At 53.9% G+C, this 26,480-nt stretch carries 23 protein-coding genes; 11 read left to right on the top strand and 12 right to left on the bottom strand.

Going from position 1 to position 26,480, the window contains the following annotated elements:
* Positions 1–195 precede the first annotated feature (195 nt).
* Positions 196–906, bottom strand: coding sequence for an SAM-dependent methyltransferase (locus HMPREF1051_RS03875; RefSeq protein ID WP_003764633.1), 711 nt, complete (start codon positions 904–906; stop codon positions 196–198).
* 58 nt (positions 907–964) lie between these two features.
* Positions 965–1,555: a Maf family protein gene (locus HMPREF1051_RS03870; RefSeq protein ID WP_003764642.1), complete on the bottom strand. Its 591-nt coding sequence runs from the start codon at positions 1,553–1,555 to the stop codon at positions 965–967.
* A gap of 54 nt (positions 1,556–1,609) precedes the next feature.
* Between HMPREF1051_RS03870 and HMPREF1051_RS03865 the strand changes: the two genes are divergently transcribed.
* The 5 genes from HMPREF1051_RS03865 (at position 1,610) to plsX (ending at position 4,373) form a co-directional block, all read left to right on the top strand.
* Complete coding sequence (locus tag HMPREF1051_RS03865; protein ID WP_003764629.1) at positions 1,610–2,110, top strand: YceD family protein; 501 nt, start codon at positions 1,610–1,612, stop codon at positions 2,108–2,110.
* A gap of 34 nt (positions 2,111–2,144) precedes the next feature.
* Positions 2,145–2,324, top strand: coding sequence for a 50S ribosomal protein L32 (gene rpmF, locus HMPREF1051_RS03860; RefSeq protein WP_003744026.1), 180 nt, complete (start codon positions 2,145–2,147; stop codon positions 2,322–2,324).
* 159 nt (positions 2,325–2,483) lie between these two features.
* A complete protein-coding gene (locus HMPREF1051_RS03855) occupies positions 2,484–3,011 on the top strand; it encodes a phosphoribosyltransferase (RefSeq protein ID WP_029609809.1) in 528 nt (175 codons plus the stop codon).
* A gap of 112 nt (positions 3,012–3,123) precedes the next feature.
* Positions 3,124–3,303 carry a hypothetical protein gene (locus HMPREF1051_RS13030; RefSeq protein WP_003764650.1) on the top strand — a complete coding sequence of 60 codons (180 nt, stop codon included), beginning with the start codon at positions 3,124–3,126 and terminating at the stop codon, positions 3,301–3,303.
* Positions 3,300–4,373: a phosphate acyltransferase PlsX gene (plsX, locus tag HMPREF1051_RS03850; protein ID WP_003764630.1), complete on the top strand. Its 1,074-nt coding sequence runs from the start codon at positions 3,300–3,302 to the stop codon at positions 4,371–4,373. Before HMPREF1051_RS13030 ends, plsX begins: the two co-directional genes overlap by 4 nt.
* Positions 4,374–5,127: 754 nt before the next feature.
* Here plsX and HMPREF1051_RS03840 read toward each other — a convergent pair.
* From HMPREF1051_RS03840 to HMPREF1051_RS03830, 3 genes are read right to left on the bottom strand one after another with little or no spacing between them, the layout of a single operon-like run.
* Entirely contained in the window at positions 5,128–6,546 is a 1,419-nt protein-coding gene (locus HMPREF1051_RS03840; RefSeq protein ID WP_003764647.1) for an efflux transporter outer membrane subunit, read from the bottom strand.
* Between the two features lie 55 nt (positions 6,547–6,601).
* Positions 6,602–9,817, bottom strand: coding sequence for an efflux RND transporter permease subunit (locus HMPREF1051_RS03835; protein ID WP_003764634.1), 3,216 nt, complete (start codon positions 9,815–9,817; stop codon positions 6,602–6,604).
* Positions 9,818–9,828: 11 nt separating this feature from the next.
* The gene (locus tag HMPREF1051_RS03830; protein ID WP_003764648.1) at positions 9,829–11,121 is read right to left on the bottom strand and encodes an efflux RND transporter periplasmic adaptor subunit; all 1,293 of its coding nucleotides are present in this window, start codon (positions 11,119–11,121) and stop codon (positions 9,829–9,831) included.
* Positions 11,122–11,356: 235 nt separating this feature from the next.
* On the opposite strand from HMPREF1051_RS03830, the gene HMPREF1051_RS03825 reads away from it, so the two are divergent.
* Complete coding sequence (locus tag HMPREF1051_RS03825; protein WP_003764635.1) at positions 11,357–11,992, top strand: TetR family transcriptional regulator; 636 nt, start codon at positions 11,357–11,359, stop codon at positions 11,990–11,992.
* A gap of 192 nt (positions 11,993–12,184) precedes the next feature.
* On the opposite strand, the gene ettA is transcribed toward HMPREF1051_RS03825, so the two are convergent.
* Positions 12,185–13,861, bottom strand: a complete 1,677-nt coding sequence (gene ettA / locus HMPREF1051_RS03820; protein ID WP_003756559.1) for an energy-dependent translational throttle protein EttA — start codon at positions 13,859–13,861, stop codon at positions 12,185–12,187.
* Between the two features lie 378 nt (positions 13,862–14,239).
* On the opposite strand from ettA, the gene HMPREF1051_RS13025 reads away from it, so the two are divergent.
* Positions 14,240–14,485: a hypothetical protein gene (locus tag HMPREF1051_RS13025; protein WP_003764628.1), complete on the top strand. Its 246-nt coding sequence runs from the start codon at positions 14,240–14,242 to the stop codon at positions 14,483–14,485.
* 74 nt (positions 14,486–14,559) lie between these two features.
* Positions 14,560–15,270 carry a HEAT repeat domain-containing protein gene (locus HMPREF1051_RS03815; protein WP_003764645.1) on the top strand — a complete coding sequence of 237 codons (711 nt, stop codon included), beginning with the start codon at positions 14,560–14,562 and terminating at the stop codon, positions 15,268–15,270.
* Between the two features lie 111 nt (positions 15,271–15,381).
* Here the strand turns inward: HMPREF1051_RS03815 and nadB are convergent, their stop codons facing one another.
* Together nadB and nadA are read right to left on the bottom strand one after the other, a co-directional pair.
* Positions 15,382–16,926, bottom strand: coding sequence for an L-aspartate oxidase (gene nadB, locus HMPREF1051_RS03810; RefSeq protein ID WP_003764646.1), 1,545 nt, complete (start codon positions 16,924–16,926; stop codon positions 15,382–15,384).
* A 51-nt stretch (positions 16,927–16,977) separates the two neighbouring features.
* On the bottom strand, positions 16,978–18,090 hold the full coding sequence (gene nadA / locus HMPREF1051_RS03805; protein WP_003764644.1) for a quinolinate synthase NadA: 1,113 nt from the start codon (positions 18,088–18,090) through the stop codon (positions 16,978–16,980).
* Between the two features lie 201 nt (positions 18,091–18,291).
* Here nadA and HMPREF1051_RS03800 point away from each other — a divergent pair, with 201 nt between their 5' ends.
* Together HMPREF1051_RS03800 and nadC are read left to right on the top strand one after the other, a co-directional pair.
* Positions 18,292–19,230, top strand: coding sequence for an NUDIX hydrolase (locus HMPREF1051_RS03800; RefSeq protein ID WP_003764643.1), 939 nt, complete (start codon positions 18,292–18,294; stop codon positions 19,228–19,230).
* A 73-nt stretch (positions 19,231–19,303) separates the two neighbouring features.
* On the top strand, positions 19,304–20,185 hold the full coding sequence (gene nadC / locus HMPREF1051_RS03795) for a carboxylating nicotinate-nucleotide diphosphorylase (protein ID WP_003764632.1): 882 nt from the start codon (positions 19,304–19,306) through the stop codon (positions 20,183–20,185).
* Between the two features lie 447 nt (positions 20,186–20,632).
* Here nadC and HMPREF1051_RS03790 read toward each other — a convergent pair whose 3' ends face one another.
* The 3 genes from HMPREF1051_RS03790 to aroE form a co-directional block, all read right to left on the bottom strand.
* A complete protein-coding gene (locus tag HMPREF1051_RS03790) occupies positions 20,633–21,199 on the bottom strand; it encodes a hypothetical protein (RefSeq protein WP_003764626.1) in 567 nt (188 codons plus the stop codon).
* Between the two features lie 102 nt (positions 21,200–21,301).
* Complete coding sequence (mtgA, locus tag HMPREF1051_RS03785) at positions 21,302–22,003, bottom strand: monofunctional biosynthetic peptidoglycan transglycosylase (RefSeq protein WP_003756572.1); 702 nt, start codon at positions 22,001–22,003, stop codon at positions 21,302–21,304.
* A 1-nt stretch (position 22,004) separates the two neighbouring features.
* Positions 22,005–22,814, bottom strand: a complete 810-nt coding sequence (aroE, locus tag HMPREF1051_RS03780) for a shikimate dehydrogenase (RefSeq protein WP_003764649.1) — start codon at positions 22,812–22,814, stop codon at positions 22,005–22,007.
* 244 nt (positions 22,815–23,058) lie between these two features.
* On the opposite strand from aroE, the gene glnA reads away from it, so the two are divergent.
* Entirely contained in the window at positions 23,059–24,477 is a 1,419-nt protein-coding gene (gene glnA, locus HMPREF1051_RS03775; protein WP_003764627.1) for a type I glutamate--ammonia ligase, read from the top strand.
* Positions 24,478–24,568: 91 nt separating this feature from the next.
* On the opposite strand, the gene HMPREF1051_RS03770 is transcribed toward glnA, so the two are convergent.
* Positions 24,569–25,990 (bottom strand): surface lipoprotein assembly modifier, encoded by a 1,422-nt coding sequence (locus HMPREF1051_RS03770; RefSeq protein WP_196794308.1) that lies wholly within the window; start codon positions 25,988–25,990, stop codon positions 24,569–24,571.
* Positions 25,991–26,480 lie beyond the last annotated feature (490 nt).

Genomic DNA, 26,480 nt, shown 5'->3' with positions numbered 1-26,480 from the left:
ATTAACTTTAAACCAGTACGGCATTGCCTCGCTTTGCCGTACTATCTGTACTGTCTGCGGCTTCGTCGCCTTGTCCTGATTTAAATTTAATCCACTATAAAGCAAAGGTCGTCTGAAAACCTTATCTGGAAGGTTTCAGACGACCTTTTCCAGTATGGCGGGCTCTAATTCATCCAACCGCCCGCCCCTACTTCCCTAACCCGCGTGCAACACAAATATCGTCGGGCGTTTTTTCAAATTCGGCAGCGTTTTTGATTTCCGCCAAGCGGCAACGGTTTGGCTGATGATTTCCTGCGTCGGCAAAGTCAGGTCGGTTGCGGTACAGAGGCGGGTTTCGGGATGCAGCGTTTCCAGCGCGTCGGCGAGCAACGCGTCGTTGCGGTAAGGCGTTTCGATGAAAAGCTGGGTTTCGTTTTGCTGGCGCGAACGCTGTTCCAAGCTCTTCAAAGCGGCAATACGCTCGCTTTTCTCGGACGGTAGATAGCCTTTGAACGCGAAGTTCTGCCCGTTCGCCCCTGACGCCATCAACGCGAGCAACAGGCTGGACGGGCCGACCAGCGGACGGACTTCATAGCCGTGTCGGTGCGCCAATGCCACCAAATTCGCACCGGGATCGGCAACCGCAGGACAACCCGCTTCGCTGAGAATGCCCATGCTGCGCCCTTCCTGCAAAGGTTTCAGAAGTTCGGGCAGAGTTTTCAAGTCGGTGTGTTCGTTGAGGGTTTGCAGGTTCAGCTCGCGGATGGGGGTCGTGATGCCCAAATGTTTCAAATGGGCGCGGGCGGTTTTCTCGGCTTCGACGACGAAATCGGTCAAGCCGGTAATCTGCGCCTGTTCGTGCGGCAGCAGGCAGGGCGTATCGGGCGCGCCCAAAGGGGTGGGAATCAGGTAAAGAATCGGGGACATGATGGGTTTCCTATACGGAAGGTCGTCTGAAACCGTCAGACAACTGTTTTCAGACGACCTAAATGATTTCTACGCCTTCGTTTTTTAAAAACTCGACCAGCTTAAAGATGGGCAAACCGATAAGCGCGTTCGGGTCACTGCTGTCTATGCGCTCCAACAACGCCGCGCCCAAGCCCTCGCTCTTCGCCGCACCCGCGCAGTAAACCGCGTCCGGTTCGCGCGCCAGATAACGCTCAATCTGCCCGTCTGTCAGCGCGCGCATCACGACCGACGTGTTATCGACATGGCGCTGAATGCGTCCCGAGGCAGTATTCAAAAGCACGATTGCGCTGTAAAATTCAATCTTTCTGCCGCTCAAACCCCTGAGCATTTGTTGTGCATTTGCGACGTTCATCGGTTTGCCCAACTGGCGGTCATTGCACCACGCCACTTGGTCCGCGCCGATCACCAACGCTGCAGGAAATCGACCCGCCAGCGAACGCGCCTTCCCTTCCGCCAAACGCAAGGCAGTATCCGCCGCGTTTTCACCCGCAGCGGGCGTTTCGTCGAAATCAGGCGCGGCAGTTTGAAAATCAATGCCCAAACGTTCGAGCTGCGCGCGGCGGAACACCGAACCCGAACCCAATATCAAAGGCAGTTTTGCACTCATATTTTGCTTAAAAATATTGACGTTAGACTGTCGAAATTATATCATACCCCGTTTATGTCAGACCCTAATTTGATTGACCCAGAAGTTTTCGCCTCCGAAAAGCAGACCCTGCAAGGCAGCTTCCTGCTTGAGGAATTGGACGAACGAGTCCGTTCGCACGATTATCCGGCCAACAAACAGACCAAAGTGTCGTTTACGCTGAGCGGCGGACGCGACCGACTGCAGCGTTTGTTTCTCGATTTGAACGTCAAAGCCGATATGCCGCTGATTTGCCAACGATGTATCCGCCCCATGCCGTTTACGCTCGACGAAACCAGCCGTATTGTTTTGTTCGCCAACGAAGAGGACTTGGATGAAGCAATGCTTGCCGACGAAGAGTTGGAAGGCATGCCGATTGAGAAAGAACTCGACGTACGCGGGTTGGTGGAAGACCAAATCCTAATGTCGCTCCCCTTCTCCCCGCGCCACGAAAACTGCGACAATGCCGCGCTGGAACAAGTCAATCAGGACAAACCCAACCCTTTTGCTGTTTTAGCAGGTTTGAAAAGCAGTTAATCAGGACACAGTTTTATTTATCTAGGAGCTTGAAATGGCCGTTCAACAAAACAAAAAATCCCCTTCCAAACGCGGTATGCACCGCTCTCACGACGCTTTGACCGCGCCTTCTCTGTCTGTTGACAGCGTAACCGGCGAAGTACACCGCCCGCACCACATTTCCCCCAACGGTATGTACCGCGGCCGTAAAGTAGTGAAAGCCAAAGGCGAATAATCTTATTCGACTGACTGAAAAAGCCAGAATATTGCCATGCAATGCTGGCTTTTTTACATTACATCCGAACTGCCTGACTCCATGCCTGCCCATGCTTCAAAATGCGGCACAAAATCCCTGCAGTTCAAACTGATACACCCCATTAAATCGGGAATCGCCATGAAACAGAAAATCTGGTACACCTACGACGACATCCACCGCGTGATCAAAGCGTTGGCGGAAAAAATCCAAAACTCCGGCGTCAAATACGATGCCATGATCGCCATCGGCGGCGGCGGCTTCATCCCCGCCCGTATGCTGCGCTGCTTTCTGGAAATCCCGATTTACGCCGTAACCACCGCCTATTACGACAGCGACAACGAAGGACAGGTAACGGAAGAAGTCAAAAAAGTCCAATGGCTCGACCCCGTGCCCGACGCGTTGAAAGGCAAGAATGTGCTCGTCGTCGATGAAGTCGACGACAGCCGCGTGACCATGGAATTCTGCCTGACCGAGTTGCAAAAAGAAGATTTCGGCACCATCGGCGTTGCCGTCCTGCACGAAAAAATCAAAGCCAAAGTCGGCAAAATCCCTGAAGGCATCCCCTACTTTAGCGGCCTGACCGTAGAAGACTGGTGGATCAACTACCCTTGGGACGCGCTCGACATCGACGAGCACAACCGCCTTGCCGCCGAAGGCAAAAAATAAACCCGCGACGGAGAAGCCCGCCTTCTCCCGAAACGGCAAAAGCAAAATCCGTAGAACACCGACAAAACGAGATTTTGCCTCTTTTCAGCGTATCTTCATAAAACGCATTAGAATGTGGAACGCAACCCTTCAATCCGAAGCCCCCGACCACACATACACCCCTTTTCAGACGACCCCGTACCGCGTATCGCAAAAAGGTCGTCTGAAACCGACTGTGAAGCCGAACAAACCCACAGAGGCAGCCGACACCGCCCCTCTTCCGTTTCACAGCACAAACCGGAGAACAACATGATTACATTGGCCGTAGATGCCATGGGCGGCGACTCAGGTCTCGCAGTTACCGTCCCCGGTGCCCTTGCCTTTTTGAAACAGCAGCAAGACGTACACCTCATTATGGTCGGCGACGAATCCGCCGTCCGCCAAGCCCTCTCCGCAGCCAACGCACCGATGGAGCGCATTACCGTGCTCCACGCCTCCGAAGTCGTCGGCATGGACGAAGCCCCTCAGCTTGCCCTGAAAAATAAAAAAGACTCCTCCATGCGCATTGCCATCAACCAAGTCAAAGAAGGCAACGCGCAAGCCGCCGTATCTGCCGGCAACACCGGCGCGCTCATGGCGACCGCCCGCTTCGTCCTCAAAACCATTCCCGGCATCGACCGCCCCGCCATCGCCAAATTCCTGCCATCCGACAGCGAACACCTGACCCTCGCCCTCGATTTGGGCGCAAACGTTGACTGCACGCCCGAGCAGCTCGTACAGTTCGCCATCATCGGCAACGAACTCTTCCAAGCCCTCTACCCACAAAAAGGCAGCCCGCGTGTCGGTCTGCTTAACGTCGGCACCGAAGACATCAAGGGCACGGACACCGTCAAACAAACCTTCAAACTGCTCAAAAGCAGCAAACTGAATTTCATCGGCAACATCGAAAGCAACGGCGTCCTGTACGGCGAAGCCGACGTGATTGTCGCAGACGGCTTTGTCGGCAACATCATGCTCAAAACCATCGAAGGCGCGGTCAAATTCATGAGCGGAGCCATCCGTCAGGAATTCCAACGCAACCTGTTCAACAAAATGGCCGCGATCGCAGCCCTCCCCGCCCTGAAAGGCTTGAAAAGCAAACTGGATCCCCGCAAATTCAACGGCGCCATCCTGCTCGGCCTACGCGGTATCGTCATCAAAAGCCACGGCGGCACAGATGATATCGGCTTCAGCTATGCCTTAGAAGAAGCCTACCACGAAGCAAAATCCGCCGGCCTGTCGAAAATCGAACAAGGTGTCGCCGAACAATTCGCCGCATTGGAAGCGATTAAGGCGGAACAAGCCGCTCAAGAAGCACAGCAAGCTGAAGAAACCAAAGTTTAAGGTCTCTCTGCGCAAATCCTCCAAGCGTGTTTGCCACATAGCAAAAGGGTCGTCTGAAATCCGTTTTCAGACGACCCTTTGAGTTTGAATCATTCAAAGTCAATCAACGTTTAATCAAAACAGCACGGTCTAGCCCCGCCCTAATACCCCATCTGTCTGATAGGCTTCACTTTCTTATCGCAATACTTCAGACCGATACCGGTTTATCCTCTTCTATTTCTTTCCAACTCTGTTAGCAATAACCATTAAATCTTATTATTTTTCAATTAATTATATTAAATTTACGATTTCTTATCAATTTTGTATTGATAATTATTTTTATTAGCGTATAATCAAAACCACTCGGAAGCCGTCCGCTCCGAGCCATTAAACGACAGATTATCCCCTCTTCTTTTTGTCTCATTACCTTCGGAGTGCGCATATACGAGAAATACCGTTCCCATTTATATCAGATACTCAAAACCGAAAAACACAAAACCCGCTATCTCAACAGCGGGTTTTGTGTTTGTTTTGTATGGAGAACGACACAGCCCCCCATCAAACTGGAAATCGCAAGAAGCTGCTGACGGAATACCGCTCCCTCCCTGATAACACCCTTCCATCCGTGACTGAAAAGGTCGTCTGAAATGGAAATCTCCAATTTCAGACGACCCCAGTTAAACATCTAAAAATCAAATCCTGATATAAAACGTCGTCTGAAACCTGATATCCGGTTTTCAGACGACGTTTTTGATGCCGTTTATTTCAAGCAGTCTTACTGCTGCGTGGCAGGTTGGCTAACGGTTTCGCGTTTCAAACCGCCGCCGAGTGCTTTATAGAGGTCGGCGAGGTTTTCGAGGCGGGTGAGCTGGTTGGCAAGCAACGCGGTTTCTGCACCATAGCTGCTGCGTTCTGCGTCAAGCAGGTCGAGGGCGTTGGATACGCCGTGTTTGTAGCGCAAATTGATAAGGCGCAGGGAGTCGTTGTAAGCGCGGCTTTGTTTGTTTAGCGCGGCGTAGCTCTTGTCGAGTTGCTCGCGTGCGACCAAGGCGTTGGATACGTCTTGGAAGGCGGCTTGGACGGCGGCTTCGTAAGCGACGATTTGCGCCTCTTTACGCAGCTTGGCTACGTCGAGATTCGCTTTGTTGGTGCCCCAGTTGAAAATCGGCAGGGTAATGGAAGGTGCGAACGACCAGATGCCCGTACCGCTTTTGAAGAGGCCGCTCAACTCGCCGGACGCGGTGCCGACCGAACCGGTCAGGCTGATGGTGGGGAAGAAGGCGGCGCGCGCTGCGCCGATGTTGGCATTGGCTTGTTTGAGCGAGTGTTCTGCGGCGCGGATGTCGGGACGGTTCAGCAGGACTTCGGAACTCAAGCCGGCAGGCAGTCGGGTGATTTTGAACTGTTTGCTCAAAGGCAGCGCGGCAGGCAGGTCTTCCGGCAGGGGTTGGTTAATCAGGGTTGCCAAGGCATTGCGGGCTTGTTCGCGGTTTTTGACGGCGTTCGCGTAATCGGCTTTGGCGGATTCAATCAGGGCTTCCTGTTGACGCAAATCGACGGCGGAAATCACGCCTGCTTTGTGGCGCATTTGGGAAAGTTTGTAGGTGGCTTCGCGGGTTTTGAGGACGCGCTGCGCCAATGCCATCGATTCTTGGGCGTACAGTTCGTTGAAATGGGCTTTAGCAACGGCGGCAATCAGAGCAAGGTGGGCGGCATCGCGGTTGGCGGCTACGCTGAAATAACCTTGCAATGCGGCTTGGCTGTTGCTGCGGACGCGTCCGAAAAGGTCAAGCTCATAAGCTGCCACACCCAAACCGACACTGTATTCGCTGCGGGTAACGCCGCCGCTCAAGCTGCCTGTCCGCGTACCGGTACCGCTGGCGTTTATGCTCGGCAGCAGGTCGTTTCGGGCAATCATGTATTGTTTGCGGTAGATTTCGGCGTTCAGCGCGGCGGTGCGCAGGTCGGTATTGCGTTCCAACGCGATGTCGATAAGGCGGTGCAGGCGCGGGTCGGCAAAGAAGTCCTGCCAGCCCAAGTCGGCGGCGCGGATGCCGTCGTCAAAGGTATCGTATTTGAAGGTTTCGGCAACTTCGACCTGCGGTTGTTCGTATTTCGGGATCATGGTACAGGCGGACAGCGCGACGGCTGCGGCGACGGTACTCAATACCGTTTTGAATGTCATTTTGTTCATAAGGATTCCTTGGGGTTGTCTGAAACCGTATTTCGGGTTTCAGACGACCTTTTTGCTAGTGCTTGTTGTCCGTATTTTGATCTTCGTGGGAAATCATGCCTGCTTCGGCAGCGTGTTTCACGGCCATTTCATGTTCGTGCGCGCTTTCCTTAAAGAATTTACGCACAACCACATAGAACAAAGGCACAAGGAACACGGACAAAATCGTACCGATCAACATACCCCAGAACACAGTCGTACCGATGGCACGCCGGCTGGCAGAGCTGGCACCGCTGGCGACATACAGCGGAACCACGCCCAAAATGAAGGCAAACGAAGTCATGATAATCGGACGGAAACGCAGGCGTGCAGCTTCCAGCGCGGCTTCCAGTGCGCTTTTGCCCTGTGCTTGCAGGTCTTTGGCAAACTCGATAATCAGAATCGCGTTTTTCGCACTCAAGCCCATTACGGTTACAAAGCCGACTTGGAAGTAAATATCGTTACTAAACGATGGAACGCTGTCCAACAACGCTTCAAAAATATTGCGTCCGGTAACACCCAATGCCGCACCGACCAAGCCCAACGGAATCACGAGGATAACCGCCAGCGGGATAGACCAACTTTCATAAAGTGCGGCAAGTACCAAGAATACAGAAGCAATCGCCAAGCCGTACAAAATCAAGGTTTGCGAACCGCCTTTGGCTTCTTCGCGCGACTGGCCGCCCCATTCTAGGCTGTAACCGCCGCCCATTTCGTCCACCATTTTCTGAACCGCAGCCATTGCCTGACCGGATGAAACACCGGTAGCCGGAGAGCCGGAAAGTTCCATAGCGGGATAGCCGTTAAACCGTACGCTTTGTTCCGTACCGTTTTCCCAAGAAACAGTAGCAATGGTAGAAAGCGGGACAGCGACACCTGAGCTGTTGGGCACAGTCAAGTTCAGGATGTCGGACGGCTGCATACGAGCAGAAGCATCAGCCTGCACCATCACGCGTTGCAGACGACCCTGGTTCGGGAAGTCGTTGACATAAGACGAACCCAAAGAGGAAGCCAGGGTCGTGCGGATGTCTGAGAACGAAATGCCTTGTGCGGCAGCGGCAGCGCGGTCTATGTCGATTTTCAATTGCGGCGCATCTTCCAGACCGCTGGCACGGACGGTGCTCGGGTCAAACAGGCCGCTTTCGCGCATTTTGCCGATCAATTCGTTGCGTTTCGCCAGCAATGCGGCATGACCGGTATTGTTGCGGTCTTGCAGGTTGATGGTCAGCCCTGAGCCGTTACCCAATTCCATAATCGGAGGAGGCGTAAGGGCAAAACCGACCCCGTCTTTGAGTGTACTCATCATCGTACCGTTCAACTTATTGGCGACAGAGGTTGCATCGCTGCCCGGCGTTTTACGCTCTTCCCAGTCTTTAAGCATGGCAAAACCCATTGCCATATTCTGACCGCTGCCTGAGAAACTGAAGCCGGAAACGGTAATGATGTCTTTAATTTCAGGAATGCTTTTCGCCAACTGGGTAACTTGCGCCATTGTCGCATCGGTACGCTCTTTGGTCGCACCCGCAGGCAGTTGTACGCTGACCATGATGAAGCCTTGGTCTTCAGTCGGCAAGAAGGAGGTCGGCAAGCGCATAAACAGGAATACGCCTGCGGCTGCCAGACCGATATAGACAATCATCATACTGAACGTCTTACGCAGCACTTTGACAACCCAGCCCTCGTAGCCATTCGTCCAATTGTCGAATTTTTTATTAAACCAACCGAAAAGCCCCTTCTTCTCTTGATGGTGCCCTTTCGGAATCGGCTTGAGCATGGTGGCGCACAATGCCGGCGTCAGCGTCAGTGCGAGTAATGCTGAGAATGCAATCGATGCCGCCATGGTTAAAGCAAACTGTTTGTAAATATTGCCAGTCGCACCGCTGAACATCGCCAAAGGCACAAATACGGAAATCAGGACGGCGGTAATACCGACCACCGCGCCGGAAATCTGACCCATCGCTTTTTTGGTCGCGGCTTTAGGCGGCAAACCTTCCGTCGCCATAATACGCTCGACGTTTTCAACGACCACAATCGCATCGTCGACCACGATACCGATCACCAACACCATCGCAAACATGGTCAATACGTTAATCGACATGCCCATATAAGAGATGAAGGCAAAACCGCCCAACAGCGAAATCGGCACGACAATGGTCGGAATCAGCGTATAGCGGATGTTTTGCAGGAAGAGGAACATCACTACAAACACCAGTAAAACAGCCTCTCCAAGCGTACTCAACACTTTCTCAATCGAAATCTTAACGAATTTTGAAGTGTCGTAAGGCGTTTTCCAGCTCATGCCCTGCGGGAAGTATTTTTTCAAAACCTCCATTTTTTCCTTTACGGCAGTGGCGGTTGCCATAGCATTACCGCTGTTGGACAACATCACCGCCATACCGGTGGTGTTCACACCGTTCAGACGGGTGGAAGAGGAATAGTCTTCCATACCCAAGCTGACTTTTGCCACATCTTTCAGATAGACATTCGAGCCGTCGGTATTGGATACCAAAATGATGTTGCCGAACTCTTCAGCCGTTTTTAATTGTCCTTCCGCAGTAACGGTCGCCGAAATGGTCTGACCTTCAACGGCCGGTAAAGAGCCGATAGATCCTGCCGAGATTTGGATGTTTTGTGTTGCAAGTGCATTGGTCACCGTAGCAAAAGACAGGTTGTAGTTTTGCAGTTTTTTCGGATCAACCCAAATACGCATGGCGCGCTGCGCACCAAACAATTGCACCTGCCCTACCCCGTCGATACGCTGCAGTTCAGGAATGATGTTGCGCTGTGCGTAGTCGTTCATTTCCTCGGTGGACTGTACGTCTGACGAAAGCATCACAATCATCAGGAAGTTGGATCGCGCTTTGGATACGGTAACGCCGTACTGTTGCACGGTAGCCGGCAGGGTATTCAATACTTCGGAGAGTTTGTTCTGTACCTCTACCTGCGCCAAATCTTCGTCGGTTTCAGGCGTAAACGTCAAACTTACGCTGCCACTGCCGCTGGAGTCGGCGGAAGTGCTCATGTAGTCCAAACCTTCCACACCGTTCATATTGCGTTCGATAACGGCCAGCACGCTGTCTTCCATTACTTGGGCAGAAGCGCCCGGATAAGTAGCGCGCAAAGTAATGGTTGGCGCGGCAACGGACGGATATTGGGAAACCGGCAAACTCCTAATGCCGATAACACCCAATGCGATAATAAAAATCGCAATGACCCATGCAAAGATGGGGCGGTCGATAAAAAACTTAGCCATTGATGCCTTCCTTATTTAGCTGCGGATGCCGGTTTGGCTTCAGAGGTCGGCTGAACGTCTTTTTTCGCTTCGGAAGCAGCTTTGGGTGCGGCTCCGGCAGCAGATGCGGCAGCCTTTTCGGGAGGTGTCCATTCTTTAGGCGTAACCTTTTTCCCGCCACTCATGGATGCAATGGCGATGCCGTCAACAATGACTTTGTCGCCGTCTTTCAGACCCGCAGTGATCACCCAGTTGGTTCCCTGCTGCTGGGCAACCGTTACCTCGCGCGGCTCCATTTCGCCTTTGGCGTTCACAATCATCACGGTATCTTTCGTACCGCGCGTTACTGCCTGCTGCGGTACGACAAAAGCGTTGTCGGCAGCCACTTGTTCCATCAGGACGCGCACATAAAGACCTGACATCAAAATGTTTTTGTCGTTCGGCACTGACGCGCGCAGCGTGATTTGTCCGGTTGTTTCGTTCACAGACGGATCGGAGAACAGCAAACGGCCTTTGTGCGGATAAACTTCACCGTTGTCGAACTTGATGCCCACTTCAATCGCGCCGTCCACGCTCGACAATTTGCCCTCGGCAACCTGTTGGCGCAGCTTCATCACTTCGGTCGCGGATTGAGTGATGTTCACATACATAGGATTGGTTTGGCGGATGGTCGCCAGTACGGTCGTATCACCCGCGTTCAGCAGCGTACCTTCGGATACTTTAGACTGACCGATGAAACCTGAAATCGGCGCGGTAATGCGCGCCCTGTTCAGATTGATACCGGCAGATTTAATCGCCGCCTGAGCCGCTTTGACGCTTGCTTCGGCAGAACGTTTCGCCGTTACCGCCGCATCGTAATCCTGTTTACTGATGGCATCGGCGGCAACCAGCGGCTTGTAACGCGCCAAGTCGGCATTGGCTTTGGCAAGGGTCGCCTGCGCGCCTGCCAATTGGGCGCGCGAGCTTTCCAGATCAGCTTGATAGGTGGAACTATCGATTTGATAAAGCGGCTGTCCAGCGCGGACATAGCTGCCCTCTTGGAACAGGCGTTTTTGGATGATGCCGCCCACTTGGGCGCGGACTTCCGCGGTACGCAGCGACTCCAGACGGCCCGGCAGCTCGGTCGTCAGCGCGACGGTTTCAGGATGGACGGTAACGACACCGACCACAGGGGGCGGAGCTTCTTTTTGCGCAGCTGCCTGCTGCCCTTTTCCATCTTTTGCACCTTGCGTCGCATCGGAGCCTTTGTTACACGCTGAAAGAGCCAACGCAGTAGCGGCGGCGATTGCCGCCATGCGCATCACCTTAGAAGCATAAGAAGCCATTACTTTTCCTATCTGTATAATTGTTATGAGGTTTTACCATATACTTTGTCATCAGAGCCGATTTTTGGTTCCGAAACAACAATAACCTGCCTCAATATCCAGAGCAGGTCGTCTGAAAAATTATTTTATACTTGAGAGCCAATCTCAATTACGGGTGCCATTATACATACATGCTTGCATGGATACAAAGTATTTTTTATAATTCCCAATATTCCACCCAATTGAAATAGGTATCATGCGGAAAACCAAAACCGAAGCCCTTAAAACCAAAGAACATCTCATGCTCGCCGCGCTGGAAACCTTCTACCAAAAAGGCATCGCGCGCACTTCGCTCAACGAAATCGCCCAAGCCGCCGGCGTGACGCGCGGCGCGTTGTACTGGCATTTCAAAAACAAAGAAGACTTGTTCGACGCCCTCTTCCAGCGCATTTGCGACGACATCGAAAACTGTATGCATCAGGACGCGGCTGATAGCGATGAACAAGAATGGTCGCTTTTCCGCCGCACCTTGATGCACTTTTTCACGCGCCTGCAAACCAACGACATCCACTATAAATTCCACAGCATCCTGTTTTTAAAATGCGAACACACCGAGCAGAACGCCGCCGTCATCGACATTGCGGATAAACATCAATCGATTTGGCGCGAGAAAATTACCGAAGTCCTGACCAAATCCATTGCCCAACATGCCTTATCCGAAGATTTGGATACCGACATGGCGGTCATCTTCATCAAATCGATGCTGGACGGTCTGATTTGGCGTTGGCTCTCGTCCGACAAAAGTTTCGACCTTGCCCAAACCGCACCGCGCATGATTGACATCCTCTTGGACAATCTGAAAAACCACCCGCAACTGCGTAAACAAAAATAACGGACCGTACACAAAAGGTCGTCTGAAAACAAGCACCACACGTTTTCAGACGACCTATTCTCTGCCTCAGCAGGCGTTATATATTATGAATCAACCCGTTAGACAAACAACGCCCGAACAATCCCTGCTTAACAAAAACGTCGTCTGAAAACCCTTTTTCAAGTTTTCAGACGACGTTTTGTTATTTTCCTATCAACGCGTTACCGGCTTATATTTAATCCGTTTCGGTTTCGCGCCTTCTTCGCCGAGTCGGCGTTTTTTATCGGCTTCGTATTCCTGATAGTTTCCGTCGAAGAACACCCATTTCGAATCGCCTTCGCACGCCAGAATATGCGTGGCGATGCGGTCGAGGAACCAGCGGTCGTGCGAAATGACCATCACGCTACCGGCAAATTCCAGCAATGCATCTTCCAGCGCGCGCAGGGTTTCCACGTCGAGGTCGTTGGACGGTTCGTCCAGCAGCAACACATTGCCGCCGCTCAACAAAGTTTTTGCCAAGTGCAAACGTCCGCGTTCGCCGCCGGAAAGCTGCCCCGCGATTTTGCTTTGGTCGCTGCCTTTGAAATTGAAACGACCCAAATATTGGCGTGCGGGGATTTCAAACTGTCCGACCTGCAAAATGTCGCGGCCTTCGGCGATGTTGTCGAACACGGTTTTGTCGTTTTGCAAACCTTCGCGGCTTTGGTCAATCAGGCTCATTTTCACGGTTTGCCCGATTTTCACTTCACCTGAATCGGGCTGCTCTTTGCCCGCAATCATTTTGAACAGCGTCGATTTACCCGCGCCGTTCGGACCGATGATGCCGACAATCGCGCCCGCGGGCACTTTGAAGCTCAAATCGTCAATCAGCACTTTGTCGCCAAACGATTTGGAAACGTTCACAAATTCAATCACTTCATTACCCAAACGCTCGGCGACGGGAATGAAGATTTCCTGCGTTTCATTGCGTTTTTGGTATTCGTAGTTGCTCATTTCCTCAAAACGCGCCAGACGCGCTTTGGACTTGGCTTGGCGGCCTTTGGCATTTTGGCGCACCCATTCCAATTCCTGCTTCATCGCCTTCACGCGCGCTGCTTCGGATTTTGCCTCGTTTTCCAAGCGTTTTTCTTTCTGCTCCAGCCAAGACGAGTAATTGCCTTTCCACGGAATGCCGTGTCCGCGGTCGAGTTCCAAAATCCATTCGGCAGCGTTGTCCAAGAAGTAGCGGTCGTGCGTTACCGCGACCACCGTGCCGGGGAAGCGCACGAGGAATTGCTCCAGCCATTCGACCGATTCCGCATCCAAGTGGTTGGTCGGCTCGTCCAGCAGCAGCATGTCGGGCTTGCTCAACAAGAGTTTGCACAAGGCGACGCGGCGTTTTTCACCGCCGGACAGATTGCCGATTTTGGCATCCCATTCCGGCAGGCGCAGCGCATCGGCGGCGATTTCCAATTCGTGTTCCGCACCACCGCCCGTGGACGAACCCGCTGCAATAATCGCTTCCAAGCGGCCCTGCTCTTCCGCCAGCGCGTCAAAATCCGCATCGGGATTGGCGTACTCGGCATACACTTCTTCCAAACGTTTCTGCGCGGCGGCTACTTCGCCCAAACCGCTTTCCACTTCCTCGCGCACGGTTTTCTCAGGATCAAGCTCCGGCTCTTGCGGCAGATAGCCGATTTTGATGCCACCCATCGGCACGGCTTCGCCCTCAAATTCCTTATCCACGCCCGCCATAATCCGCAGCACGGTGGATTTGCCCGCGCCGTTCAAACCGAGCAGGCCGATTTTCGCGCCGGGGAAGAAGGAAAGGGAAATATCTTTAATGATGGTTTTCTGCGGCGGCACAACCTTGCTCACGCGCAGCATGGAATAGACGTATTGTTGGGACATGGTTTTCTCAATTCGGTCAAACAAATTTCAGACGACCCATTTTAACCGATTGCACCGATTGTTGCTTGCACGGATGATATTTAGAGGGGAAATAGATGGGATGAGCAAAAGGCTTATTAATCACTTTCTGCTTATTCTGATTCATAAAGAGTTTGTTATTCACAAATGAATACCAAACTCTTTATGAATCATTTTTTGCTGAATTTGATTGACAAAATTGTTTGTCTATCACAAATGGGCGACAATACTTTTTTATATCAGCGAATATTTTGAGGAACACAAAGAACGCCACACAGAATTGATGCGCCAAGCTTCTCAAATTGGCAAGCAGCGCATAACCTTGAAATTGCCCAAAGCATTCATGCACTTTATGAAGAAATGAAGTTCATTTTTACCCAAACACTCTCCTCCAAACATTCACTTGCCGTGCTAGATTTTGTTTTTACTTATCCCGTTTTCCGAAACAGCCGATTATCAGAACTGACCAACATCCCGCCTGCAACTGCAAACCGTTTCACCAAAGCATTATTGGAAAAAGGTATCTTGACATTAAAAGAAGAAGCAAGCGGAAGAAAATCAGCATTGTATTCATTTGAGAGGATGATGGAGTTGGTAAGGGTTTAATGAAAAAGGTCGTCTGAAACCTTTTCAGACGACCTCAAAACAAATCCAAAATTAAAACATAAAAGGAGCATCTCATGTCCCAATATCCCCCAGCCACGCTAATTTCCTGTCTGCAACAGCACCAAATCCCCGCCGGACACATCACTGCCTTGCAGCACTTTACCCCCAAAGATGGTTTTTGCTTTCATCACGACGATACGGATTGGCAAAACAGCAAAGATTATTTTGACGAATGTTGGCAGGCTTTACCGGTTGCACCTATTTTACAGGACGAAGAAAGCAACGAATGGTTTGTGTACCTTACCGGGCCGCTACTCGGCATGGTCGGACACTTTCAACACGATGACCCCGACCTGGTACCCAGTTTTGCTACCATCCCTGACTTCCTTGCCGCCATTTCAGCTTACCCCGAAGCACAAGACGGCTACGAACTGCTGCATGATAAGTGTGCCTACCAATTTCCCAATCCCATACCGCCGCTGGATGCAGCCGCACGTCAAGCCGCCATGCAACAGCTTCGGCAGGCGGCAGAGGAAAGCGACGATGACGAAATCCGCCAGTGCCTGCATTTCGCTTGGTTTAATCTCATCGCTAAAGACGAAATCGCCCAATGGCTGCTGCCCTATCTCGATGACGAGGATATGTATGTGCAGGAACGCGCCATAGAACTTATCGGCAAACACAACTACCAAGCCGCACGCGACAAATTGCACGAACTGCAAACGACGGCACTTCCCAACGGACAAACCGCCGCGCAACGTGTCTTGAAAATGTGGGGCAGTTGAGCATTAGAAGGTCTGTCCATCTAACGGCGCACATCGCTTCAAATCAGCCAAAGGTCGTCTGAAAATCAGTTTTCAGACGACCTTTTATCTTTTATACGGAGGCATCCATCATCAGCCTGCCGCCTGTTTTTTCCACTCGACACGCTCTGTCAAGTCGGTATTGAAATGCGCGCCAATGTTTTGCCGCCTTGCGTATGCGGCTTGGGCGACGGCGAGGCTGCATTCGATCAGGTTGCGGTTTTCGTATTCGGACGCGGTGTGCGGCTCGGCTTGGTTTTGCTTCCAAAGCCGCAGTTGGGCGATGGCGCGGCGCAGGCCGGTATCGTTGCGGAGGATGCCCAGATGGCGTTGGTTGAAGGCTTGCAGGACGGGGTGGCTGAATGTGTTTTGGAGGTCGTCTGAAAAGATGCCTGCTTCGGCGGTGGGGTTTTCAGACGACCTTTTGGACGGTACGGCTTGGAATGCTTGTCCTTCCGCGATGGCTTGGGCGGCAAGCCTGGCGGTAACGACGCATTCGAGCAGGGAGTTGCTGGCGAGGCGGTTGGCTCCGTGCAAGCCGGTGCAGGCGGTTTCGCCTAAGGCGTAGAGCTGCGGCAGGGAGGTTCTGCCGCTGGGGTCGGTTTGGATACCGCCGCAGGTGTAGTGTTGCACGGGGCGGACGGGGATGGCTTGGCGCGTGATGTCCAAGCCGCATTGGGACAGGCAGTGCCGATGAATGGACGGGAAATGCTGACGGACAAACGCTGCCGGTTGATGGCTGATGTCGAGCGAGACGAAATCTTGCGTTTGTTTGGCGATTTCGGCGGCGATGGCGCGGGCAACGATGTCGCGCGGTGCGAGTTCGGCGCGGCGGTCGTAATGCGGCATAAACCGTTCGCCCGCTTGGTTGGTCAGGATGCCGCCTTCGCCGCGCACGGCTTCGGAAATCAGGAAGGTGCGGCCGTTTTCAGACGACCTTGCCAAGCCCGTGGGGTGGAATTGGATAAATTCGAGGTTTTCGACTGCGCAGCCTGCGCGTATCGCCATGGCGATGGCGTCACCCGTGCATTCGGGCGGCGTGGTGGTGGCGGCGTAAATCTGTCCCAAGCCGCCGCCTGCGAGTACGGTATGGCGGGCGCGGATGCGGTAGGTTTCTTGCGTTCGGCGGTCGAGGACGGTCAGTCCGCACGCTGCGCCTAATTCGGTTTGGACGTCCAACGCCATCTGCCGCTCACAAACGCGGATGTTCGGGCGGCGGCGTATTTGGGCAATCAGGCTCTGCATGACGGCTTCGCCCGTGTAGTCGGCGACGTGGGCGATTCGGCGGCAGGTATGCCCGCCTTCGCGCGTCAGGTGCAGGCCGTTATGATTTTGGTCGAACGCCACGCCCTGCGCCAGCAGCCATTCGATTGCCGGTTTGCCCTGCGACAGGATGGTGCGGACGGCGGCTTCGTTGCACAAACCTGCGCCCGCTTCCAAAGTATCGGCAACGTGTTTTTCGATGTCGTCCTCTCCCGACCACGCCGCTGCAATCCCGCCTTGCGCATGGCGGCTGGCGGTGTCGTCCAGCCGGTTTTTGCACAAAATGACGGTGCGGAACGATTCAGGCAGCGACAGGGCGAGCGTCAGCGCCGCCAGCCCGTTTCCGGCAATCAATACGTCGCAATCGGTTTGCATGGTGTTGTCCTTGTTTGAGAGGTCGTCTGAAACGGCAATATGGACGGCAAATCAGGCGGGGCCCATACCGTTGAACACATCTTTTTTCTTCAGCCCTGCCGCGAAGTCGAGCATACGCTGCAAAGGCAGTTTGGCGGCTTCGCCCAGCTTTCTGTCCAACAGGATTTCGTTGTGTCCGCTTGTCAGGGCGTGTTTAATGCCGCCCAGCGAATTCATCGCCATCCACGGACAGAACGCGCAGCTTTTGCAGCTTCCGCCGTTGCCCGCTGTCGGGGCGGCGATAAATTCTTTGTCGGGCGCCTGTTTCTGCATTTCGTGCAGGATGCCCAAGTCGGTTGCCACGATGAATTTTTTTTCAGGGCGCGATACGGCGGCCTTCAGCAGTTTGCTGGTCGAGCCGACCACGTCGCCCAGTTCGATGACGCTTTGCGGCGATTCGGGATGAACCAGCACCACTGCGTCGGGGTGTTCCGCCTTCAACGCCGCCAATTCCTGCCCTTTGAATTCGTTATGAACGATGCACGAACCCTGCCACAGCAGCATGTCCGCACCCGTTTCGCGGCGGATGTAGTCGCCGAGGTGGCGGTCGGGTCCCCAAATCAGCTTTTCACCGCGCGATTTCAAATACGACACGATTTCCAACGCCACCGAAGACGTGACCACCCAATCGGCACGCGCTTTCACGGCGGCGGAAGTGTTGGCGTACACCACCACCGTACGGTCGGGGTGTTGGTCGCAAAACGCTGAAAACGCCTCTTCCGGGCAACCCAAATCCAAAGAACATTCCGCTTCCAAATCAGGCATCAGCACCGTTTTTTCAGGGCAGAGGATTTTCGCGCTCTCGCCCATGAAGCGCACACCCGCCACCACCAGTGTACCGGCTTCGTGTTCCGCGCCGAAGCGCGCCATTTCCAGCGAATCGCCCACGCATCCGCCCGTTTCCAAAGCCAAATCCTGAATCAGCGGATCAACGTAATAATGCGCCACCAAGACCGCGTTTTTCTCCTTCAGCAAAGCCTTGATTTCGTCTTTCAGACGACCTGCCGTCTCGCGGTCGGGCGTGTCGGCAACCTTCGCCCACGCCTGACGGATTTGGCAGGCGGAAGTCGGCGTTTGGATGAGGGGCATATCGTAGTCGAATGAGCGGCGGGCGGCGGTTTGCATGATGTTTCCTTGTAGCTGGTTTTGAGGCGGCATGAAGGTTTGCCGTCTGTTTTTCAAACTGTTTTTATATTATGCTCAACTTGAGTATAATATGCAAGGTCGTCTGAAAACAGGTTTGAGATACCGCAAAACCGACCCGCTTCGTTCCGACAAACCGCTTTGGTTTACAATAAAGCCTTTCCCACCCGCAGAAAGCCGAGCATGGACGCCTACCCCGAAGCCGAAGCCCCGCCGCAAAGCATCGTCGAGCTGGTTCCCGTATTGATTGCCGTTACCGACGGCGGCCTGCGGGTGTTGACCGTCGCCCAAGGCGCGCTCCTGCCCAACGGCCCGCTCTCCCCCCTACGCAATTCCCTGCAGGCGGGCGTGAAGCTGTGGGTCGCCAAGCAGACTTCGCAGCCTATGGGCTATGTGGAACAGCTTTACACCTTTGTCGATACCCACCGCCGCAACGAACACGGCATGCCCGTCTTGTACGTCAGCTATTTGGGGCTGGTGCGCGAGGCAGCCGACAGCATCCTGCACCCGGATGCGAAATGGCAGGACTGCTACGGTTATTTCCCGTGGGAAGACTTGCGCACCGACGGTGGGCAGCGCGACGCCATCGTCAGCCGCCTGCGCATTTGGGCAAACTCGGCGGACACGGAGGAAGTGCGCCAAAAGCGGCTCAAGCGCATTCATTTGTGCTGGGGGGTCGAACCGGAAAACTGGTCGGAAGAATACGTTTTGCAACGCTATGAAATGCTGTATGAAAGCGGCCTGATAGCGGAAGCCGCCGAGCCGCAGGCAAACTTCGACTTCACGCTCACGGGGCAGCCCATGCGCCACGACCACCGCCGCGTGTTGGCGACCGCCCTGTCCCGCCTGCGTGCCAAAATCAAATACCGCCCCGTGATTTTCGAACTGATGCCGCCCGAATTCACGCTGCTGCAACTGCAAAACAGCGTCGAAGCCATCAGCGGCAGATTGCTGCACAAGCAAAACTTCCGCCGCCAGATTCAGCAGCAAAACCTCATCGAGCCGTCGGATACCGGCGTATCGGGCAGCAAAGGCCGTCCCGCGCAGCTTTACCGCTTCCGCGACGACGTCCTGCCCGACAGGCTGATTTCGGACATCGGACTGCCGCTGGGCAGCCGTTAGCCCGTTTTCAGACGACCTCAAACGAAGTTTTGCCCTCACCGCAACATCAATCTTTTTCAACAAAGGAAACCCCATGTCGTCTGAAAACACCCTCTTCCCCCTGCCCGACACCCTGTTGCGCCCCATGGTCGAACAAGCCCTGAGCGAAGACTTGGGCAGGCGCGGCGACATTACGTCCGCCGCCGTCATCGCGCCCGATAAAACCGCCAAACTCTTCCTCGTCAGCCGCGAAAACGGCGTCATCGCCGGCATGGACTTGGCACGCCTCGCCTTTCAGACGATGGATCCGTCCGTCCGCTTCCAAGCCGAAATCCAAGACGGACAAGCCGTCCGCGCAGGTCAGACGCTGGCCGCCGTCGAAGGAAACGCCCGAGCCCTGCTCGCCGCCGAACGCACCGCGCTCAACTACCTTACGCACTTAAGCGGTATTGCTACCGCCACCGCGCATGCCGTTGCCGAAGTCGCCGAATACGGCACAGACATCGTGTGCAGCCGCAAAACCATCCCCCTGCTGCGCGTCCTGCAAAAATACGCCGTCAGGGCGGGCGGCGGCGTGAACCACCGCATGGGTTTGGACGACGCCGTACTCATCAAAGACAACCACCTCGCCTATTGCGGCAGCATCGCCCAAGCCGTGCGGCAGGCAAAACAGGCGGTCGGACCATTGACCTGCGTGGAAATTGAAGTGGACACGTTGGCACAACTGGACGAAGCCATCACGGCGGGCGCGGAACGGATTTTGCTGGACAACATGGACGACGAAACCCTGAAAGAAGCCGCAAACCGCTGCCACACGCAAACCGCCCACCCCCACACCATCTATTGTGAAGCATCGGGCGGCATCGGCTTCGACCGCCTGAAGCGCGTAGCGCAAACCGGCGTAGACGGCATCGCCCTCGGCTATCTGACCCACAGCAGCCGCTCGTTGGACATAGGTTTGGATTTCGTGGCGTAAATTTTGCCGAAGACAGCGGCGCAGAAAGAAATCCATTCAAAAACGCCCGTTTCGTCATTCCCGCGCAGGCGGGGTAAAGATGACGAAACGGGCGTTTTCTGGAGCGGATTAAAATTGCAATGATAAGGCGTTGCCAACGCCCTTATGGACTTTAGCTAAATTACTTTATTTTCTACACGCACCTTACCGCTTGTCGTCATTCCTGCCCCCGCCTGCGCAAGGACAGGCTACGGCGGGAATCCATTGTAAAACTTGAGAAACCTTGATTTGAAAAAGGTTTCTGAATTTCAAAAATGGACTCCCGCCTGCGCGGGAATGACGGAAAAAGTATTAAAAACTGGGAAGATAGGCGATATATGTGATACGGCAAACAAGGTTACAGTTGCGCAAAGGTCGTCTGAAAACCCGTCACATGGTTTTCAGACGACCTCAAAATCGGATACCTGCTTATTCGCTTTCAACCTTCTCTATCTTGCGGCAGGCGATTAAAGATTCGCCGTCGGTGATGCTCATGGAAGTTTGATTGATATCGAGAATTTGGTAATCGGTGGATTTAAAACTTTTCTTGGCGGCCATTTGTTCACTGAATTTCATATAAGAACGGTCCGCTTCGCGGCCTTTGGCGGTTTTTAAGTCTTTGACGTCAAACAAACGTTCCGAGCCTGCGCTTTCAAAAGTCATGACGATATGCCTGTCGTCTTTAATGCGCCAGAAGCCGTTGTACCATTCCCGATAACGTAAGGGAACTGCGTCGTTCAGGTTTTCTTCTTTCCACTCAATCTCGATATACCCTGCCCATAAATGCGCCGGCAGTTTGTCCTTTTGCTGAAACTCAATAAATTTAGGCGCAAACGAATGGATATCGCGTTGCGCTTTCAATTCGCAGTCCCATGCCCCGAAAAGCTGCTCTTCCTGCTTTTGCAGGGACACTTCGGATTTCGCGGCAGGCGGCGTATGCGTTCCGCAGGCAGTCAGAAGCAATAAAGACAAGAATAAGGGTTTTATTGGTTTCATTTCCATTCCTTTGTTTTGTATATAAGTCGACCTACCATCGCTCCTGATTCAAACCTCCCGACAGGTCGTCTGAAAACCCCTTCACCTGATTTTCAGACGACCTCAATCCATATCGCTTTCGGGCAGCTCCGCCGAACCCATGCGGCGCAGGATGATGTTGGTTTTGTTGCGCAGGCGTTTGCTTTTGGGGTTGTCGGCGTAAAACAGCGGCGCGGGGACGCGGGCGGCGAGTTTGGCGGCCTGCTGTTTGGTCAGGTTGGCGGCGGGTCTTTTATAGAAATACTGGGACGCGGCTTCTGCGCCGAATACGCCGTAGTGCCATTCGATGGCGTTCAGATACAGCTCGAAAATGCGGTCTTTGTCGGTAACGGCTTCCATCATTGCGGTAATCGCGGCTTCTTCGCCTTTGCGGATATAGCTGCGGCTTTCGTTCAGAAACAGGTTTTTGGCAAGCTGTTGGCTGATGGTTGAGCCGCCTGCTTTGACTTCGCCGCTTTGTTTGTTGCGCTTGATGGCGTATTGGATGCCACCCCAGTCGAAGCCGCCGTGTTCGGCGAATTTGGCGTCTTCGGAGGCAATCAGGGCTTTTTTCAGGTTGACCGAAATGCGGTCGTAAGGCACCCAGCGGTAATCGAGCGCGACATCTTTGCCTTCGCTTTGAAACTGCCGCATCCGCATCGCCATGAAGGCGGTTTTATTCGGCGCGACGGCGCGGTAAGTGATGATGTTGCCGTACACATAAGCGTTGAAAAAGATAAATGCGCCCAAAGGCAGGGCAATCAGCCATTTGATGATGCGGAACATTTTATAACTCTCTCATATATTGGACGACGGGCAGGACATCGGGCGCGAAACCGCGCCAAAGCCGATAGGAAGCTGCCGCCTGTCCGACCAGCATGCCCAATCCGTCGGCGGTTTTTTTGGCGCCTGATTGGCGGGCAAACGCTAAAAACGGCTCTGCCGCTTCGCCGTAAACCATATCGTAAGCCAAGGTGCAATGTTCAAAGACTTTGGGCGATACGGCGGGAAGCTGTCCGCTTAAGCCGCCGGATGTGCCGTTGATGATGATGTTGAAGCCGCCTTCCAGTTCATCCAAAGGTATGGCTTCAATATCGAAATGCGCCGCCATTTCCGCCGCTTTGGCGTGGGTTCGGTTGGCGATGACGATGCGCACGGGACGGTACTCCTTCAATACGGGAATCACGCCGCGCACCGCGCCGCCTGCGCCGAGCAGCAAGACGGTTTTATCCGACAGTTCCACGCCCAGCCTCTTTGAAATATCGTCCGTCAGTCCGATTCCGTCGGTATTGTCGCCGCGTATTTTACCGTTTTCCAGCAAAATCAGCGTATTGACCGCACCCGCCGCCAAAGCGCGTTCGGAATGTTCGTCCGACAAGGCAAACGCTTCCTGCTTGAACGGTACGGTAACATTCGCCCCGCGTCCGCCGTCGGCAAAAAACGCTTCGACCGCCTGCGCGAAACCGCCGATATCGGCGCAAATGCGTTCATATTCGATTTCAACGCCTTCCTGCAAGGCAAACTGCCGATGGATTTGCGGCGATTTGCTGTGTGCGACAGGGTTGCCGAAAACGGCATAACGGGGAATAGTGTTCATAAAAATCCTATCCGGCAGGACAAATGCAAAGACCGCCCATTATAACCGCCTTTGCCGCCTCATACCGCTGTTTTCCAATAAATCCAAATACGCATCGGATTGTTGACAATCAGGTCGTCTGAAACTATATTCCGCAAGTCAGAAATTTAACGGATTTGCGGTTTCAGACGACCTTCGGCGTGATAAAATGCAGCAGATTTTCCGCGAGATTCCGTATCCGTTACTTCCCATTTAGGAGCCGAAAATGTCTATCAAAGACGCAGTAAAACTGATTGAAGAAAGCGAAGCCCGCTTCGTAGATTTGCGCTTTACCGATACCAAAGGCAAGCAGCACCACTTCACCGTCCCCGCCCGCATCGTCCTCGACGACCCCGAAGAGTGGTTTGAAAACGGTCAGGCGTTTGACGGCTCGTCCATCGGCGGCTGGAAAGGCATTCAGGCATCCGACATGCAGTTGCGTCCCGACCCCGCGACTGCCTTCATCGACCCCTTCTACGACGACACCACCGTCGTCCTCACCTGCGACGTCATCGACCCCGCCGACGGTCAAGGCTACGACCGCGACCCGCGCTCCATCGCCCGCCGCGCCGAAGCCTACCTCAAATCCTCCGGCATCGGCGACACTGCCTACTTCGGCCCCGAACCCGAATTCTTCGTCTTCGACGGCGTAGAGTTTGAAACCGATATGCACAAAACCCGTTACGAAATCACGTCCGAAAGCGGCGCATGGGCAAGCGGGCTGCACATGGACGGTCAAAACACCGGCCACCGCCCCGCCGTCAAAGGCGGCTACGCCCCCGTCGCCCCGATTGACGCCGGACAAGACCTGCGCTCCGCCATGGTGAACATTTTGGAAGAACTCGGCATCGAAGTCGAAGTCCACCACGCCGAAGTCGGCACCGGCAGCCAAATGGAAATCGGCACACGCTTCGCCACCTTGGTCAAACGCGCCGACCAAACCCAAGACATGAAATACGTCATCCAAAACGTTGCCCACAACTTCGGCAAAACCGCTACCTTCATGCCCAAACCCATCATGGGCGACAACGGCAGCGGCATGCACGTCCACCAATCCATTTGGAAAGACGGTCAAAACCTGTTCGCAGGCGACGGCTATGCCGGCTTGAGCGACACCGCGCTCTACTACATCGGCGGCATCATCAAACACGCCAAAGCCCTGAACGCGATTACCAATCCGTCCACCAACTCCTACAAACGCCTCGTACCGCACTTCGAAGCACCGACCAAACTCGCCTACTCTGCCAAAAACCGTTCCGCGTCCATCCGCATCCCGTCCGTGAACAGCAGCAAGGCACGCCGCATCGAAGCGCGTTTCCCCGACCCGACCGCCAACCCATACTTGGCGTTCGCCGCCCTGCTGATGGCGGGTTTGGACGGCATTCAAAACAAAATCCACCCGGGCGACCCAGCCGATAAAAACCTCTACGACCTGCCGCCGGAAGAAGACGCACTCGTCCCAACCGTCTGCGCGTCTTTAGAAGAAGCCCTCGCCGCCCTCAAAGCCGACCACGAATTCCTGCTGCGCGGCGGCGTGTTCAGCAAAGACTGGATCGACAGCTACATCGCCTTCAAAGAAGAAGACGTACGCCGCATCCGCATGGCGCCGCATCCGTTGGAATTTGAAATGTATTACAGCCTGTAATCCGCATTTCCTGTCCAGCTAAACGAAAGGTCGTCTGAAAACCTAGAAACAAGGTTTTCAGACGACCTTTTTTATCGTTCAAAGCAAACCGTCAGAACGTTTTGCTGAATTCGACAAACATTCTGGTTTTGCCGTATTCGTAGTATTTGTCGTTGCTCCATGTTTTGTGGTGGGCGACGGTCAGACGCGGGGTGATGCCTTTGAAGTGGAAAGCGCGGTGCCACACGGCGAGCGAAATATCCGCTTCTTTATCGCGGCGGTTTTCCTGACCGCTCAAAAGGCTGGGCGTTTGATAACGGCGTTGCGCCGCACTCAGGCGCAACATGGTGGACAGCCCTTTGCCCCATTCCTGCCCCCATGCGGTACGGAGGCTGTAACGGTCGAAGCTGTCCGATTTGTCTTCTTTATTGCGTTCCTGATAGATGTCGAAACCGCCGACCCAGTATTGGCGGGCGTTTCGGTAATAGACGACGGAATTGCTCAACAGGCGGCTGTTGTTGTCGGATTTGGCGCGGCGGGTGTTTTTCAGACGACCCATTTCAACGGCGCTCAAGGTTTGCAGCTTAGGCTGCCACCAGCGGTTGATGTGCAGGCGCGCACCGCTGGAGTAGGTGTACGGGTCGTTGCCGTAGAAGCGGCGTTCGTGGAACGGGGTCAAGCCGATGTCGTTGCGCTGGTCGGCGTAGCCTGCGCCCACTGAGAAGCGGGTGGTCACGTCGTTATACTTGGTTCGTTCGGGATAAATTTTGCCGTAATTGTCCGCGCCTGCCGTAACGTACCAGCCTTTGGGCAGCGACCATTTTTTCTCTGCGCCGAGTTGGTAGTTGATGGCGGTGGCGTCGATGGGTTCGGGGAAAGTCCAGTTGCCGTATGTGCGGCGGCTGGGGGCTTGGTTGATGTTTTGTTCGCGGGTAACGCTCAAGCCGGCATTGAATTTCCACGAATCGCGCTCGCGCAATGCTTTGCGGTAGGATTCGATGCCTTTGACGAGCGGCTCGGGCAGGTTGGCTTCTGTTTTGAGTTTGTCGAACTGGTCGGCGGCGGCTTCGTTTTGCTTGTCTTCAAACAAAGCGGTGGCAAGCTGCCAGCGGACGACGGGGGCATCGGGGTTTTCGGCGATAAATTGACGGTAATACCCGATGGCTTCTTTCATTTTGCCGTCGTCTTGGGCAACCAATCCGCGTGCGTAGAGCGCCATGTTTTTATCGTGTCCCGGCCATTGTTCGTAAATCGGCAGGACGACTTTGATGCCCGCGATGTTACGCGAAACAACGGCGGAATACATGGCGCGGGAAAGCAATTGGGGATTGTCGAGCAGGGTTTTGGCATCGACGTTGACGACTTTTTCAGACGACGTTTCGGCAGCAGGCTTGGCCGCTGCTTCTTCGACGGGGGCAGGTTCTGCCGTTTTGACCTGCAACTCGGGGGCAGGCTGGTTTTGAGGCTCGGACGGCACGTCGGCGGCTTCCGCTGCGGACACGGCGAGCAGGGAGAGGAGTAAGAGTGTTTTCATGATTTCGTAAGACGTTTGGGTTGCAATGGTGCATGAATCTGCGTTTTTTATTTGAGGCGAAACCATATCGGGCATTTTGGTGCTTTCGGGCATGGTTTTGCTTTATATAGTGGATTAACTTTAAACCAGTACGGCGTTGCCTCGCCTTGCCGTACTATCTGTACTGTCTGCGGCTTCGTCACCTTGTCCTGATTTAGTTAATCCACTATATTGTTTTGAGCGCGGATTTTACCGTGTTTTACAGTAAAACAAAATATTGCGGTGGCAAATAAACCGATACGGCATGATTCGGCTTTGACCTAAACCACAGTAAATGCCCTGCTCTACCGTTTGGTTCTGTTTGTCCAACCAAACAAAAAGGTCGTCTGAAACCTCTTTTCAGACGACCTTTCCGGTATTTATCGATTTAGCGCTTGTCCAAGTCTAAATCAGCTTTGTATTCGATGCGGCCGTGTCCTTTGTTTTCGATGGACACGTCCAATTCTTGTCT

This window comes from Neisseria sicca VK64, assembly GCF_000260655.1.
In the GTDB taxonomy this organism is placed as follows: Bacteria; Pseudomonadota; Gammaproteobacteria; order Burkholderiales; family Neisseriaceae; genus Neisseria; species Neisseria sicca_B.
The sequence above is the reverse complement of the archived record's forward strand: the minus strand, read 5'-3'. Positions and strand labels throughout refer to the sequence as shown.

Bases quoted from the DNA above. Each gene is read 5' to 3' on its own strand.
- HMPREF1051_RS03875 (WP_003764633.1), bottom strand. From the start codon at position 906: ATGTCCCCGATTCTTTACCTGATTCCCACCCCTTTGGGCGCGCCCGAT.
- HMPREF1051_RS03870 (WP_003764642.1), bottom strand. From the start codon at position 1,555: ATGAGTGCAAAACTGCCTTTGATATTGGGTTCGGGTTCGGTGTTCCGC.
- HMPREF1051_RS03865 (WP_003764629.1), top strand. From the start codon at position 1,610: ATGTCAGACCCTAATTTGATTGACCCAGAAGTTTTCGCCTCCGAAAAG.
- rpmF (WP_003744026.1), top strand. From the start codon at position 2,145: ATGGCCGTTCAACAAAACAAAAAATCCCCTTCCAAACGCGGTATGCAC.
- HMPREF1051_RS03855 (WP_029609809.1), top strand. From the start codon at position 2,484: ATGAAACAGAAAATCTGGTACACCTACGACGACATCCACCGCGTGATC.
- HMPREF1051_RS13030 (WP_003764650.1), top strand. From the start codon at position 3,124: ATGTGGAACGCAACCCTTCAATCCGAAGCCCCCGACCACACATACACC.
- plsX (WP_003764630.1), top strand. From the start codon at position 3,300: ATGATTACATTGGCCGTAGATGCCATGGGCGGCGACTCAGGTCTCGCA.
- HMPREF1051_RS03840 (WP_003764647.1), bottom strand. From the start codon at position 6,546: ATGAACAAAATGACATTCAAAACGGTATTGAGTACCGTCGCCGCAGCC.
- HMPREF1051_RS03835 (WP_003764634.1), bottom strand. From the start codon at position 9,817: ATGGCTAAGTTTTTTATCGACCGCCCCATCTTTGCATGGGTCATTGCG.
- HMPREF1051_RS03830 (WP_003764648.1), bottom strand. From the start codon at position 11,121: ATGGCTTCTTATGCTTCTAAGGTGATGCGCATGGCGGCAATCGCCGCC.
- HMPREF1051_RS03825 (WP_003764635.1), top strand. From the start codon at position 11,357: ATGCGGAAAACCAAAACCGAAGCCCTTAAAACCAAAGAACATCTCATG.
- ettA (WP_003756559.1), bottom strand. From the start codon at position 13,861: ATGTCCCAACAATACGTCTATTCCATGCTGCGCGTGAGCAAGGTTGTG.
- HMPREF1051_RS13025 (WP_003764628.1), top strand. From the start codon at position 14,240: ATGAAGTTCATTTTTACCCAAACACTCTCCTCCAAACATTCACTTGCC.
- HMPREF1051_RS03815 (WP_003764645.1), top strand. From the start codon at position 14,560: ATGTCCCAATATCCCCCAGCCACGCTAATTTCCTGTCTGCAACAGCAC.
- nadB (WP_003764646.1), bottom strand. From the start codon at position 16,926: ATGCAAACCGATTGCGACGTATTGATTGCCGGAAACGGGCTGGCGGCG.
- nadA (WP_003764644.1), bottom strand. From the start codon at position 18,090: ATGCAAACCGCCGCCCGCCGCTCATTCGACTACGATATGCCCCTCATC.
- HMPREF1051_RS03800 (WP_003764643.1), top strand. From the start codon at position 18,292: ATGGACGCCTACCCCGAAGCCGAAGCCCCGCCGCAAAGCATCGTCGAG.
- nadC (WP_003764632.1), top strand. From the start codon at position 19,304: ATGTCGTCTGAAAACACCCTCTTCCCCCTGCCCGACACCCTGTTGCGC.
- HMPREF1051_RS03790 (WP_003764626.1), bottom strand. From the start codon at position 21,199: ATGAAACCAATAAAACCCTTATTCTTGTCTTTATTGCTTCTGACTGCC.
- mtgA (WP_003756572.1), bottom strand. From the start codon at position 22,003: ATGTTCCGCATCATCAAATGGCTGATTGCCCTGCCTTTGGGCGCATTT.
- aroE (WP_003764649.1), bottom strand. From the start codon at position 22,814: ATGAACACTATTCCCCGTTATGCCGTTTTCGGCAACCCTGTCGCACAC.
- glnA (WP_003764627.1), top strand. From the start codon at position 23,059: ATGTCTATCAAAGACGCAGTAAAACTGATTGAAGAAAGCGAAGCCCGC.
- HMPREF1051_RS03770 (WP_196794308.1), bottom strand. From the start codon at position 25,990: ATGAAAACACTCTTACTCCTCTCCCTGCTCGCCGTGTCCGCAGCGGAA.